This window comes from Paenibacillus sp. J31R122 (genome assembly GCF_056269185.1).
Map to the genome: position 1 here is coordinate 165,780 of NZ_JBWDNM010000010.1, position 14,690 is coordinate 180,469.

The 14,690-nt window shown below is 45.8% G+C and carries 14 protein-coding genes; all 14 read right to left on the minus strand.

Annotation, left to right across the window (positions count from 1 at the left end; all coding sequences use genetic code 11):
• Positions 1-102 precede the first annotated feature (102 nt).
• Complete coding sequence (locus AC0YN7_RS17710; protein ID WP_475811333.1) at positions 103-1,596, minus strand: glycoside hydrolase family 5 protein; 1,494 nt, start codon at positions 1,594-1,596, stop codon at positions 103-105.
• 15 nt (positions 1,597-1,611) lie between these two features.
• Positions 1,612-2,433, minus strand: coding sequence for a MerR family DNA-binding transcriptional regulator (locus AC0YN7_RS17715; RefSeq protein WP_475811334.1), 822 nt, complete (start codon positions 2,431-2,433; stop codon positions 1,612-1,614).
• 5 nt (positions 2,434-2,438) lie between these two features.
• Positions 2,439-3,857 (minus strand): MFS transporter, encoded by a 1,419-nt coding sequence (locus tag AC0YN7_RS17720; RefSeq protein ID WP_475811335.1) that lies wholly within the window; start codon positions 3,855-3,857, stop codon positions 2,439-2,441.
• Between the two features lie 725 nt (positions 3,858-4,582).
• Positions 4,583-5,464, minus strand: a complete 882-nt coding sequence (locus tag AC0YN7_RS17725) for an STM4011 family radical SAM protein (RefSeq protein WP_475811336.1) — start codon at positions 5,462-5,464, stop codon at positions 4,583-4,585.
• A complete protein-coding gene (locus AC0YN7_RS17730) occupies positions 5,461-6,759 on the minus strand; it encodes an STM4012 family radical SAM protein (protein WP_475811440.1) in 1,299 nt (432 codons plus the stop codon). The genes AC0YN7_RS17725 and AC0YN7_RS17730 overlap by 4 nt, the downstream gene beginning before the upstream one ends.
• Before the next feature lie 77 nt (positions 6,760-6,836).
• Entirely contained in the window at positions 6,837-7,619 is a 783-nt protein-coding gene (locus AC0YN7_RS17735) for an STM4013/SEN3800 family hydrolase (RefSeq protein WP_475811337.1), read from the minus strand.
• Between the two features lie 3 nt (positions 7,620-7,622).
• Entirely contained in the window at positions 7,623-8,888 is a 1,266-nt protein-coding gene (locus tag AC0YN7_RS17740; protein ID WP_475811338.1) for an STM4014 family protein, read from the minus strand.
• A complete protein-coding gene (locus AC0YN7_RS17745) occupies positions 8,861-9,700 on the minus strand; it encodes an STM4015 family protein (protein ID WP_475811441.1) in 840 nt (279 codons plus the stop codon). The genes AC0YN7_RS17740 and AC0YN7_RS17745 overlap by 28 nt, the downstream gene beginning before the upstream one ends.
• A 237-nt stretch (positions 9,701-9,937) precedes the next feature.
• A complete protein-coding gene (locus AC0YN7_RS17750; RefSeq protein ID WP_475811339.1) occupies positions 9,938-10,279 on the minus strand; it encodes a DUF1801 domain-containing protein in 342 nt (113 codons plus the stop codon).
• A gap of 38 nt (positions 10,280-10,317) precedes the next feature.
• Positions 10,318-10,713, minus strand: a complete 396-nt coding sequence (locus tag AC0YN7_RS17755) for a VOC family protein (RefSeq protein ID WP_475811442.1) — start codon at positions 10,711-10,713, stop codon at positions 10,318-10,320.
• A gap of 94 nt (positions 10,714-10,807) precedes the next feature.
• Positions 10,808-10,969, minus strand: a complete 162-nt coding sequence (locus AC0YN7_RS17760; protein WP_475811340.1) for a hypothetical protein — start codon at positions 10,967-10,969, stop codon at positions 10,808-10,810.
• Complete coding sequence (locus tag AC0YN7_RS17765) at positions 10,969-12,252, minus strand: RNA polymerase sigma factor (protein WP_475811341.1); 1,284 nt, start codon at positions 12,250-12,252, stop codon at positions 10,969-10,971. Before AC0YN7_RS17765 ends, AC0YN7_RS17760 begins: the two co-directional genes overlap by 1 nt.
• Positions 12,249-12,683, minus strand: a complete 435-nt coding sequence (locus AC0YN7_RS17770) for a YciI family protein (RefSeq protein ID WP_475811342.1) — start codon at positions 12,681-12,683, stop codon at positions 12,249-12,251. Before AC0YN7_RS17770 ends, AC0YN7_RS17765 begins: the two co-directional genes overlap by 4 nt.
• 818 nt (positions 12,684-13,501) lie before the next feature.
• Positions 13,502-14,563 carry an LLM class flavin-dependent oxidoreductase gene (locus AC0YN7_RS17775; protein WP_475811343.1) on the minus strand — a complete coding sequence of 354 codons (1,062 nt, stop codon included), beginning with the start codon at positions 14,561-14,563 and terminating at the stop codon, positions 13,502-13,504.
• Positions 14,564-14,690 lie beyond the last annotated feature (127 nt).

A 14,690-nucleotide genomic window follows, 5' to 3' on the forward strand; every position in this document is an offset into this window, starting at 1 on the left:
CAAATAAATCAACGGTCTTCCAATCAAAAACCCGACCTCGAGAGGTCGGGTTTTTACTGTTTTGGCGAGAATATTGAACGCGGAGCTATTAACTGCCAACTTCTACACGAAGGAAGTTTTTCCTACCGTAACTGTTATTCTATTCTCGCCTTTCGGGGAGATGATCGCTACGATCCCACCCTCCGAATTAGAGTAAGGCCGAAGCTCGACCTGACTTAAATCCACTCCAGAAACAACTACGTGCTCCTTGGTGAGCAAGGCAGCGCGGGGATGGTAGATCAACGTCTCTTCACCGGACGGAATGAAGTCCACTTTTAATATGTCCGTATCATAGTCATAACGATATCCGGAAAGCACACCCCCTGTTACTTGAGGGTAGGCTCGATTCAGCGCTTTTACAAATGGCATATCCTTATAGCCTTCGTACCAGCACCAATAGGTGTTACTCCAAAGATACTGTTCAAAAATAGAAATAATAGCTTTTGACAGCTTAAGGGTTGCAGGATTGTTTGTAAATGCTCCCCACTCCCCAACCAGAACAGGAATGTTCAAACGCTCCTGTACTTTGCGGTGAGTAGCAAATATCAAATCTACACGATCCTGATTATAAATTTCATAATGATCCGTATCGACCACCAAATCATAACCATGAGGGGCAAAAACCTGATGATGGACAACTTGCCCTTCATCGTTCGTTACAAGCTCCAAGCCAGACTCCACCGCCATATTAGAGAAATAGCTTGTTTCCAGCATAAGAAAACCATCAGGGTCAACAGAACGAATCGCTGAAGATATTTTATTGAAAAAGGGAGCAAGCACCTCACGCTCGAATACTTGTGAAGCCTCCTTCGCGCTTTCGACCAACTCGCGATAGATAGCCATATCCGCCATACCAGCGAGTACCTCTTGTTTTTTCTCATCATCAAACCAGAGTGCGGATAGCTGTTCCATGTCTACTTCAGTCGTACCCATGACCGTTTGAGCGTAGGCTGCAATAATAGCGCCAAATACCTCCTGCCCTCTTGATCCAGGGTACGGTTCATTCATCATGTCATAGCCAATAATATTGGTACAGCCGCTTAAAAACTGTGCTACATGCTTCCACATTGCCGCATAGTGATCCTGTAAGCCTATACCATCAGCAGCTAGCGCGTTTTCCCAGAAATGATCTAACGCACGATTCAGTGCTGGACTCTCTAGGTACGCGTCACTCCAAATTTGACCGATCACATGGGGGAGACCATCCGTGAAGGTTGCCCACTCAGGAGCGCCATTACTATAAAGTGAGCTATACAAATCCTGATGCATATCTAGAAAAACGTACATCTCATTTTGCTCAGCCCAGATGATTTGCTGTTTGATTTTACTAAGATATTCGTTATCATAGACACCCGGTTCCGGCTCCACGCCATCCCATATCAAGCCCAAGCGGACGACATTGTAGCCCTGATCGTGAAACCATTTAAACAAGCCTTCGTCACATGGGTCCACATAGCCCTTCCCCTTTTCTTTGCAGACTAAGTTAACGCCGTTCAAAATAACCTGAGCTCCGTCTTCATTGATAATACGCTGACCATCCGTTAATAACTTTTTCATTTGTATACCACCCTTCTAATTTTCGGATACCGGAATATAGATTTCGATGTAGTGATTGTTGTACTGATTATATAGATTGATCTCAAGAGAATTTCCTGCGATCTTCAAGCCCCGCTTATGAATGAATGCCTTCATCTGTTCGTAATGATCATCTAATTCGGTATAACCCTCCCTGCGAATGACCGCACATTTTCTCGCACAAAAGCTTGGCCCTAGTTTCTGGAATACGCCTGGATTCTCATCCATTGGGAAGGTGGACAAAATACCATTGTTTAGATAGGTGTGGTAATTGCCTGTGATAAGGTTCTCCATCGACACGATGGAGATAATATGGCAGAAAGCAAGCCATTCCTGATGAGCGCTAATTTGGCTTACCTGCTGCTGTACCTTGTTTCCGAGCTTCTTATCGTCACTTTCCATAATAGAATCGGTAAGAAACACCCAGCTTGGATTGCTTTTCACAAGCTCGATGACATCCGTATCCTCGAAACGTTGAAACTGATTTTTTAGAAAATCCACCTTCTGTGACAGGTGCTTCAAAAAGGTCAACTGCCGGTCAATATCCTTCTGCTTATTAGAGAGCAGCTCACGCATATCATCCAGACTGTCATCAGTGAGCAGTGCTTGGATACGCTCAATCGGAACATCCATTGCTCTAAGCATTCTAATCGTTATTAGTGAGTCGAACTGTTCTAGAAAATAATAGCGATACTTGTTTGTGTCCCGCTCATGTGAAGAAAGTAAGCCAATCTTGTCGTAGTAACGTAGCGTGTCGATAGGGATACCTAAAATATTTGATACCTCGCCAATCGTAAATCTCAGCTTTAACATGGTCATATTGCCTATTCCGCACCTCCTCTTCTAGCTTGATTACTGAATGCAGAGATTTCTGCTTCTTTCTTTTTGTCGAACGGATAGAAAGCCATTGGAATAATGCCGATAAACACAGCAGCCAGCGGGATTAGCCCTGTGGCTAATCGAATTCCAAATACAGCGGATTCAGACTGAGCTTCTGCAAGACCGTCATAGCCAAATGCTCCTATAACATTGATGAAGATGACCGTCTGCAAGCTGGAAAAGGCAACGATAAATAATGAAAATAGACCGTTGAAAAGTCCTGTTTTTCGCACACCAGTAGTCCGTTCGTTCTCATCAATAATGAGTGCGCCCATCGGCGAGGCCGCCGTTCGAATATAGTTCACTGTAAAGACGATCATGATATAGGAAGCCGCTACAGTCCAAATATTAGTGGCAAAGAAAATCCCCCCGAAACCGAGAACTGCAGGGATTGTACCCCAATAGACACTTGTTTTCGTACCGTATTTTTTAACGACATATCCCATGACTGGCAAAAACATGAGAGCGATTACATGAGTGCTCACATCTACAATCGTAGCTGTCAGACCTTTTGCATTTACCACATCATCCATATAGTAAAGGTAAGGTGTAAAGTAAAGCCCTATAGGACCTAACGTGATGATGGAGTATAAAATATAAGTGATGAAAGGGCGAGATTTTATGATCTGCCAGGATTCCTTCCAAATTTCTTTCGTTTCCATGTGCTGGTTATTGAGGGATTCATACATTTTCTCATCATCCCTCAGTCCCCTCAGAGCTAAGGTGAAAAATATCGATTCCAACAAAATGACCCCTGTGAAGACTGGAATGATGACTTCACGCTTTCCATCGCCAACTAACAGCAAAGTCGGAATCATGGTGATTAGAAAAGACATCGCTTGAGAAACGTAGTTTTGTATGATGCCGACATCAATGCGTTCTTCTTTGGTGGGTGCTGCGATCAATGTATAGGAAGTATAGGCAACACTATAAGCAGTCGCTGCCGTGTCATAGATGAATAACTCTATCGTATAGAGAAGGAATATTTGCCACTGATCCCAAGACGGACTAGACAGCATCATAAGAAAGGAGGATATGATCATAAAAGGTACCGTCACGCGCATGATGTAAACATATTTTCCACGTGCTGGGCGATGTCTCATTTTATCGATCCAAACGCCGATCATCGGATCGTTAATGGCATTCCAGATATTGTAGATGATGTACACCCAGCCAACATACTGCGGACTGAGCCCAATCATGTCCGTGTAATATTTGATAAACACATTGTGGATTAGAACGCCGCCAACCGAGAGGACCGGTCCGGGAAGAGCCAAGCGCCATTTTTGCCCTAAAGTCAGCCCCGTGCCAGTAAACCGAAAGAGTCCCCTAATGGAGCTTACTACTTTTCTCAAGAATATCATTCCCTTCTCTTAAGCAGCTTCTAATCCTTGGCTCTTTATGCGTTTATTTCATATTGTTCTTCATTATAAACTATGGAGTAACTCCAGGTTCAAGTGGTCATTTAAATAAATTTGTTTTTATATTTTTAAATAAAAGTGCAGAGCTCGTACTCATTAGTCGCATTTGACTGTATTTCATCCATTCAAATTTACTTTAAAAACGACATATTTTGATTCAGACTGTATTTCATCCAACCAAATCATCCTTTCCGCAGAAAAAGAGCCTCTAACTCCCCATTAGATTGGACCTTTTCCACTCAAACGGATAAATCGATGGAATATCAGGTGTTAGAATGTACAAAATCCATTCAAATCACCTACTCCTCCGGCAGCCTAGGAGGCAAAGTGAAATTAGATTCACATTGTGAAACTAATGAGCGCCGTTATGGAAATAGAGACAAATTAGTTTCAGAGTTTGCAGCTAATTCCCCGTAAAGAGGACACAGGTCGAGCTAATCCAGCAATTAAGTTCAAATCCTGACACTAAATCGCCGCTAACCCTTTCTCGCACTCACTTAATTGCAAAAATTGAAACTACGGCTCCTTATCGCATAAGGCAGATGATACAGAAACACATATTTGTGAATTCTCCATTTAGAGTTATGACCGCAAATAAAAAATACAGAGCACCGGAGTTTAAAAACCTCCCGAGCTCTGTATTTATATTCTTATTCGTTGCTCCCTAATCATTTCATTTCATGTATCGATAACCTTACGGGCTCAGGTATCCGCTCCAATAGTCCATCCCCATATATATTCTTCATTTCTAGCTCAGGCATATGAATATACCCGATATAACAGCCACATTTCTTCATTCCACAAGGACGTTCGGCGGATATGCCTTCCAACCCATCCCGGTACAGGTGTCCGATGACTCGTCTATCGCTATAACACTTTTTGACGACACCTGATCCCTGTACGTAAAAAACATTCGAGCCAGCAGAGCATCGTCTTCCGAAACTGTCATAATCTACGGTATTCAGCTTAAAGTGAGGATCAATACAAGTTAAATGTTCTATTTCATCTGTCGTGTAATATGAGCTTCGATCCTTAAACGCATTAATCCATAAATAAACGTCCTCGGGAAGCAAGCTGCGCATTTGCTCGATTGCGGCGAAAGCACTTCTTATACCAACTGTGCCTACGCTGAACGGAATACGCTGCTCATATAAGCTCATGCATTGACTTAGAAATTTGGAATCACTCGTCTGACCAGGATGATAGGTGACCCAGAAGGCCGCTTTCTCTTTATTCAACTGCGCAGTCCAGTCAAGCTTGCAAGACAGGTTTGTCTGAACAGCTACCTTCTCGATAAACGACAACTGAGACAGCTCAATCATTGCTTCCCGATACCAGCGGTGAACGAGTGCTTCACCATATGGATTAAAAAAAACGGACAGCCGATGCCCAGCCTGTTCCTGACTGCGAATCCATTCCATAAAGGTGCTGAGCTGCTCCTTGTCCTTCTCAAGTGTTGCTTTGCTATCTTTAGTTTTGCTGAACGGGCAATACGGGCAATCATAATTACAAGAAGACAGTTTTCCACGATAATACAGCACCGCATTCATCGTATTACATATCCTTCCATCAATTCCCGTACCTCATCCGAAATAAACTCGTCTCCGATTGCATCAGAATAGGCCACACCTAGTGTTGTAAGCTGTAAAATGCCCTTCTGCTCAACTGCAAGGCCAATACTGATCAGCTCGTAAATATCCGAGTACTCCTGCATCGCATCGGTTCCGAATCGCTGCTTATAAGCAGCAAGCTCCAAGCCTTCTCGATGCAGCAGAGCCTTTAATATAAACCTGCGCTTCTGCTCTTCCTCTTTTAAAATAAAGCCATAATCCGCCTGATCATATCGCTCGGCTGCCACGTAGTCCGCAATTATGCTTCTTGTTGCAGCAACGCTTACTCCATAACGCGAAGCATAATGAAAACTTCTTGTATAGGAACGGGCACCGCAGCCAAGTCCTGCCATTCCTTCCTCTTGACAGCTAAATGGCAGTATTTGCTTATGCGTTTCCGAAGTCGCCTTCGCGAACCTGCGCATTGAATATTGTACATAGCCTGCAGCTTCTAGCCGTTCACGCGCGATATGGTACAGCGTCAAACGAATATCTGTTCCTTGCTGACGCATCTGCTCCGGCTTCAAAATCGTATTTTCACGCGTATATAAAGGGTAAATGAAAATCTCACCCGGCTCGTAGCTGATCGCTCTCTCCAAGGAATACAGCCAGGTATCTTCGGTTTGTCCCGGCAAACCATAGATTAAATCGAGGTTCAAGAGAGGAAACGAATACTCCTTTAAGATTGCTAACGCTTCTTCCGCTATTCGCGGATTTTGTGGTCGGTATATTGCAGCAGCCTCTTCATCAATAAAACTCTGAATACCCATGCTTACACGGTCTACTTGGCGATCCTTAAGAATACGCATGCGAGCCTCTGTTACCGTTTCCGGTGAGGTTTCTACCGATATAGACGCCTGAGATGGGTTTAAACCCATAACTCCTTCTGCAATATCAAACAAACGATTTAATTGACTGGCTTCAAGCAGGGTGGGTGTGCCCCCACCTATTGCAAAGCGAGAGAAGGTTTTGTCTTTAAACCAAGGCGCCCATTGCTTAGCCTGCCGTTCAAGCGCATCGACATATTGCTCATGAGCGTCCGTCCTTCGATCAGGCAGCGTAAATAAATTACAGAAGCCGCAGCGGGCACCGCAAAAGGGAATGTGCATGTACAAAAAATGATAATCCGTTTGATCCTGCTCCCACAGCTGCTTCAGCGACTGTGCGGGCTGGATATCCCGATAGGCGGTCTTATGCGGATAGGAATACAAGTACGAACGATACGGAGCTTGCATCCATCTCAGCTCCCGTTCTTCAACCTCAGGAGAAGCTATTTGCGAAGTCGGTTTAAGCATACTTCACCCCTTCCTACTCACAATATAAATTGACGATATGGCACATTCCATACGACTTCATGAGCCAATCGATGTCCCTCATACCCATCCTCGCCATACGCCGTGCCATGATCGGAGAACACGAGGCAAAGCGTCTTGCCGCGCTTGCGCAGCGCATCGAACAAAATACCCAGCTGCTCATCCACATACCGAAGCGCCGCGCGTTGTGTCTCTATAGAATCCTGTCTTGCTCCAGGAATGAAATAGTGATTTGGCCCGTGAATGGCCGAAACGTTCATAAATAAAAATAACCTCTCGGAAGGATCAGCCTTCTCCAGAAGTTTCAACGCATGATTAACCTGATGTTCAGTTGAGCGTGGATTGGTCACACCAAAGGTCATCCGCCAATAGCTTTCTTGAAAAAAACCTGGAAGCACCTTAGCGAGCTTATTTTTTTTCGTAAAAAAAATAACACCGCCGATGCAGATCGTCCGGTAACCAGCGCCCTGCAGCCCAGACACAAGATCAGGAGCATCGAACAACCATGTATTTGGATTTGTTCGGAGACCTGTATCCTTGGTATGGAACAGCCTTATGTGAGAGGCTTTATCCGTATCCGCAGGAGTCGGCAGAAAGCCTCCAAAAAAAGCATGATGCGCCGCATAGGTAAAGCTGCCTGGCGTATGACGCTTCTCCCACGGCCCGCTTCCGCAAAGGTTTGGACAGTTCTCTTCCTCCAGCTTCGCTACATCGTACCGCAGCGTATCCAAAGTGATCATCACAATGTCATGCGAGCCAACGATTTGATTCATATCTAGCATAGGTTATTCCCTTCTCAGCAGCTGATCCATTTGCCATTCATAAGTATTCATCCCTTCAAACTCAACGCCATAAAGCAGATCGCCAAACGGATTAATATCAATCGCGTAGGTAGCTCCACTCCCGCGCTGCACGAGTACGTCCACCCCTGCTATTGAAGCTCCTGGGAAAGCCGACATTGCTGCGGCCGCAGTCACGTTTATCGACTGCTTCAGCTCGCTTGCAAGCAGCTCATCAACATTCATTTTACGTTCATTACGTAAATGCAAATTCGTAATAGGTGTGCTGCTTAATCGCAGGACCGTGTGGCAGGGCTTTCCGTTTACCATAAGCTGACGTACGTCAAACGACTTGCCGCCTACGTTTTCCTTCTCAATCCAGCGTTCAATATGTACGCCTTCCTGGCAAAGCCAGTCAACTATGCGCCTTATAACCGCTGAATCACGGTAGCGGCGCATTCGTCCTGCATTGTAGAAGATCAGCTCGCCCGCCCTTTCCTCTATGCCGATTGTCGTAATCGCGAGCTCGGCTCCCGTTTTCGGGTTAATCTGATAGGCAATTACACCTGAGGCTCCCGAGCCGCAGGCTAGTTTAATGAACAATCGCGTCATACCGCTGGAAGCAATTGCAGCTTGAAGCGTATCATAATCGGTTATAGTACCTGCCGGAGCTGGCAGCGCAGGCAGACTGACACCTAGGCGCGACATCAACTGCCAACAGCTTCGTTTATCGAACATCGCAGCAATCGCTGCAGGCTCGTTCACCCACTGAAATTCAATATTCGAAAAATCAGCAGCATGTTGAAGAGCGGCAAGAAATCTGCAATATCCACGGTACCATTGCGCCGGGTAGTAGATTCTGCCCAGCTCCAAAGGAAGCTTGAGCGCTTCCTCTGCTGGTATGGATGATAAAATGGCTCTATCAGCTGCTGCTGTGCCTTCATACCAATAAGCATCGTTGCCCTCTCGGTTAGCTGCTCCCCAAGCAATTAACTCCCGTTCAACAATGGGATCCTCGCCAGGTGCATCCAAACGAATAATAATCGTTCCGCGGCCTGCTAACGACTTCAGTACGTCAACGAAAAGTACGGAGCCTGAAAGCAAGCTCTCATAGGAAATAAAAGCTGCCGGAGTAAGCCCTAGCTTACTTCTGGCAGCCTGCAAACCATTCGTTCGCTTATTCCCTGGGTTCCCAATCAGCAGAAATGGGCTCTCAGCTGCGTTATCCTCTCGACATTGCTGCACTACTCGGTTAAGAACGGATAACGCCAATCATCCTCATCCGTCTCCTGTTGATCTGTTACATCAACCGAGATGCCTGACTTCTTCCAGCGTCCTACCATTTCATCAGACATATAGTGATAGCTTAAATTAAGATGCTTTAGCTTTTTGATACGATCACTAGCTAGTAAAGCTTCAGCTCCCTCATCGGTTAGCGTACCGTAGGATAAATCGAGTACTTCTAATTGATCAATGATAGGTGCATTTGCAATCGCAGCTGCAATCTCATCTTGTATTTCACTGTCCTTTAGGCCCAAATAAGTAAGCTTAGGGAACAGAGTAGGCTCAATCAGCGGGAGCACATCTTCCAAGCCGCCATCAAACCCGTAATCTTCGACTCCGAGAAAAAGCTCCAGTCTACGCAGCTCCGGCAGCTTGGCTTCTTTTATCTCCTCAAGCACTGAAGTAGGAAGTCCTCCGCAAATAATAACCAGTTCCTGCAGCTTCTCATGCACAAGCGGCTGCAAGCTTAATTCTTGACTTCCTTTAATAGTTAACGATGTTAAATTGGGAAAAGCGGTTAGTATAGACGAAAGGTTCGTCTGATTAATCCAAGAAACCTCGCACTCTTCAGAGCTCATGTCTCCGATAAAAAGCTTCGTCAATTGAGGAAAATGATCCTTATGACTGTTCAGCGTTTCTAAAAAACTGTCTGGCGAATTCTCATAGGCCTGACCCCATTCACCGATGGTTAGAATAGACAGCGTCGCGGCATCTGGACCCGTCGCCAATTTCTCAATTAAATCAGACATTCTTACGCCATCTTCATATTCATCATAACCAACTGATAAGCAGATTTCGATCAAGGATATCCCTCCAAAATTTCCATATAATAAGAGGTTAGCACGTTCCTTTTTAATGAGTCAATGCTCCTATAGTCTTATGAACTACGTTAATAAGTGACCATTCTATGGCTGTTTCATGATAATTACAAAAAAAGAGAAGCCTCCAACAATGAAGACTTCCCTTTATAACTAACGCTGTGCAGAAGACAATGGACATTTTTGTCTTAATCGTCGCCACCCGAGTTAAGTATGCAATTATAATGTCGAAGCTGCTTGGCTTACTAGGGACGATAATTGATCGTAATCAACGGTATAATCTTTTCGCAGCTTGAGTGTCTTTCTTTCAGGAGGACCGTCAAACAATCCCTCTGGAAGAGATAGCTCACTCGCATTAAAAATCGTAAAGCTTACCGCGTCTTTTGACGTCGAAATAACGGCTGCATATTTTCCTTTTTTCAAAAAATGAGGTTTCTTGTATTGGATACGCTCCTGAGCATCGGGAATTGCTCCGTAGACAACCTCACGAAGGCGAGTGCACAACTCACCTTGCCAAGGCTCTTTTATCGCTTCAATAAAATCCGTTACTTCTTGGCTCATGTTTTATTTCTCCTTTTTATATAAATAAAGCGCCATTTTTATTGTTTGACTATCAGCCATGTAACGCCGAATTTATCCACGATTTCACCGTAATAGGCTCCCCATGATTGAAGAGCGAACGGAAATTTATTCTGCCCTCCCTCTCCGAGTTTAGCGTAGGCCTCTCGAGCTTCGGGCTCGCTGTCGAACGTCAATGATAGACTAATGTTTCTGCTGCCAGATATCGGCTCGAAGGAATCGGACAGAAACAACGTATTGGCCCCGGCTACTGTCAGTACCATATGCATCACTTTATCCTTGACCGCCTCAGGTGTTCCTGGTGTCTGACCGAACGTTGTGACGAATTGGATTTCTCCTCCCAATGCCTGCTTATAAAATTCCGCTTGCGCTCTTGCATCCTCCGACATCACATAAGGGGTAAGCTGTGCTCCCATTTTCATCAACCTCTCCATTTGTTTTTTAATAATTTCCGTCTCTACTAATACGACGAACGGGTAATGATAAAATCGACAGATTCAAAAAAAAAATTTAAATTTTTTTCAGCTTTTCAATTTGGTCGAGCAGATCGGCCTTCAGAGTCCGTCTCTGCTTAAACAACGAACGGGAGACATCATAATCGACATAGCGATTAATTTCATAAACAAAAGCGAATGAACTCGTAACCATTTGCTTCTTCCAATGTTTCCACATTACCTTTTGCCCTTATGATTAGCCGACTCGCTTGAATCACATTCAGCGGCGCGCTTTAACAGAAGCTCGCGCTCCCGCTCATTGCGCGTCAGTGACGCGGCGCGTTCAAACTCACCACGAGCTTCATCGATACGGCCCAATTTAACCAAAAGATCGCCTCGTACGCTTGGAAGCAGGTGATACTCCTTCAATGACTGATCGGAGGCAAGCTCGTCGACAATTTGAAGACCAAAAGCAGGACCGAATGCCATAGCGATTGCCACCGCGCGGTTCAATTCCACAACAGGAGATGGCATTACCCGCGACAAAGCTTCATATAAAGCAGCAATACGTGCCCAGTCGGTCTCAGCTGCGATACGAGCCTGTGCATGGCATGCGGTTATCGCGGCTTGAAGAGCATATGGACCTAGTGGGCGTCCGAGCTTCCGGGCGCGCTCGAGAGCAGACAAGCCCCGGCGGACCAGAAGTTGATCCCATAACGCACGGTTTTGGTCCATAAGAAGTATCGGTTCCCCCGCAGCATTTACCCGTGCTCTGAACCGTGACGATTGGATTTCCATCAATGCAACCAATCCATGAACCTCTGAATCCAATGGCGCGATTTCTGCAAGAACACGCCCCAGTCTAAGCGCTTCCTGACAAAGTAACGGACGTATCCAATTGCCGCCGGAGGTCGCCGTATACCCTTCATTGAACATCAGATAGATAACTTCGAGCACCGTTGCCATACGCTCCTTAAGCTCTTCACCTACGGGAATCTCAAAGCCAGCCCTAGAGACGCTTAGCGTCCGCTTCGCCCGAACGATACGCTGTGCGATGGTCGATTCTGCGATGAGGAAAGCGTGTGCGATTTCATCGGTCGTGAGCCCCCCGAGCAGACGCAGTGTCAACGCTACTCGCGCTTCTTGGGATAAGACCGGATGGCAAGTCGTAAAGATTAATCGAAGGAGATCGTCTCCGACCTCACCATCCATCGGTATGTCCATGTCGTGCTCGATGTACAAATCACCGCCATGTCCAAGCTCTTCATGCTTCTGGTCGCGCAGTTTGCTCCTGCGCATCAGATCGATCGCGCGGCGTTTTGCCACAGTCATCAGCCAGGCGCCAGGGTTATCCGGAATTCCGATATCCGGCCACCTTTCCAATGCAATGACAAGCGCATCCTGTGCAAGATCTTCCGCAAGACCGACATCGCGTACCATCCGTGCTAGTCCGGCGATTAACTTGGCCGATTCAATACGCCAGATGGCATCGATTGTCCGCTGAACTGTGGAATCGCTCACGACCTCTTAAACCCCTCCATCTGCTCACGAATCGCGGCTTCCATCGCTAACGTCTCCGGATTCTGTGTCAAATCTAACGCGTCCATCACTTGGCGTAGCTCGATTTGCCCTTCGCCATAACCATGGGGATCCGGCATTCGCATCGCCCATTCGATTGCTTCTTCCTTGGATTTGACCTCAATAAGCGTATATCCAGCTATGATTTCTTTTGATTCAGTGAATGGACCATCGATTACTTTTGGTTTGCCACCAGGTTCCGGATAGGATATCCGAATTCCATTCGAGCTTGCGTGCAGGCCATCAGCAGCGAGCAGCACTCCAGCCTTAGCCAATTCTTCGTTGTACCTCAACATTGCTTCGAGAAGCTCCTGACTGGGCATAATACCCGCCTCGGAATCCTTAGTACCTTTGACAATCATCATAAATCGCATATAAATTTTCCTCCTCGATTCTTTATGAAAACTCAATTCCCCATTTTACTCAGCCAGTAATCTCGCCCCTACATGGACGACGAATAGCAAACTGTTGAATCGACATAACGAGTAAAAAAAATATTTGTTAGATTCGTCACGGTAACCGATCGTATTTATGTTATCCGAACGCTTTGCATTCACTTTATTTATTTCACTTTATTTATTCTTCGTATATTAGTAAACTCCTGTTGAATATCCACTAAATGGTATAAAAACAGCCACTTTCGGCCAGTTTGTTTGTACCCCTACAAACAAACTGGCCGAAAGTGGCTGCTCAATGAAAAATCTACAACAGTTCTTCCCATAATAGATCTGCGTATGAAGGCGGTCAGTTAGGCGAGAGCTTGTTTAGAATGTAGTTCATACAATCAAAAGCTTACTTCTATCATTCCTTTGGCATTTAATTGGAAAAGATACAATCTAACACGACGCTAAGTAGCATTTAAGCGTGGAATGGTCGATTAGCTTGGATGAAATACAGCCAAGCATTAACACGCCATTTCGAATGCAATGTTGATTGTACGTAATACAGTCAACGTTCTTCTTCTCCCTCTGATGAATGGATCCCCTATCCATTCAATATCCATTCAATATCCCACCCATGTATACTGGTTAAAAAAGTACTGTTCATGCGGATCACCCACACTTGTAACACTTTGTCATCGATTAACGGATTAGCCGTTCGGCATATTGTCATCTTCATTGCGTTCTAAACCCGCCTTATGGATTAAGCGCTCTCGCCATGGCATTCACATAACTTTGGCTCGCATGCTGGCTTATGATTCACTACCCGTCTCAGCTTCCCACTTCGTTATTTCCTCCCTAACGCGGGGAGCTACCTCAGTTCCCAGAAGTTCAATAGCTCGCATCACTTGGTCATGCGGCATCGTACTTAACGGTACATACATCATAAAGCGCGTAACGCCTACATTTTTGCGAAGATGAATGATCTTTTGGGCTACCGTATCCGGATCGCCAACATACAATGCGCCTTCAAAGCTGCGTGCGGCATCGAAGCTGGCACGGTCATAATGCGCCCAGCCACGCTCCTTGCCCAGTTTATTCATGCCTGCTTGGGTAGACGGGAAGAAGGTATCTGCCGCCAGCTCCGTATTCTCTCCAACAAATCCGATCGAATGCGACCCAACCTTGAGCGTCGATTCATCATGGCCAGCATGTGCCGCCGCTTTCTTATAAAGCTGGACGAGCGGTTCAAAATTCATCGGGTTGCCGCCGATGATCGCCAGCATCAGCGGCAGTCCGAGCAGACCTGCACGGATAGCTGAATTCTGATTGCCCCCGCTGCCAATCCATACCGGCAGAGGATTCTGTACGGGGCGTGGATAAACGCCCAAGCCGTTAATTGCCGGCCGATGCCCGCCCTTCCAGGTGACTTTTTCGGACCCCCGTATTTTAAGGAGCAATTCCAGATGTTCTTCAAACAGCTCATCATAATCATTCAAGTCATAGCCGAACAATGGGAAAGATTCGATAAAAGAACCCCGACCCGCCATAATCTCCGCACGTCCATTGGAGAGGCCATCCAGCGTAGAAAAGTCTTGAAAAACGCGCACTGGATCAACTGAAGAAAGGACGGTTACTGCGCTGGTCAGCCGTATGCGCTTCGTCTCTGTCGCAGCCGCAGACAGCACGACTGCCGGTGATGATGCCGCATAATCCTCCCGATGATGCTCGCCTACGCCGAACACATCCAGCCCCACCTGATCGGCTAATATAATTTCCTCCACAACCTCACGCAATCGCTGTGCGTGACTTATCACTTCACCAGTGTGAACATCCGGCTTTGTATCTACAAACGAAGTAATTCCAATCTCCACGGGCCATCTCCCCTTTTTTTTATCTTAATAGGATCATTTTTTATTTCGAACGATTATTCATTTCTTCTCAATCCACCTGAACGCTGCTTAGATTCAAGGAGCGGAATCTGCAAAATTTATCTATCGC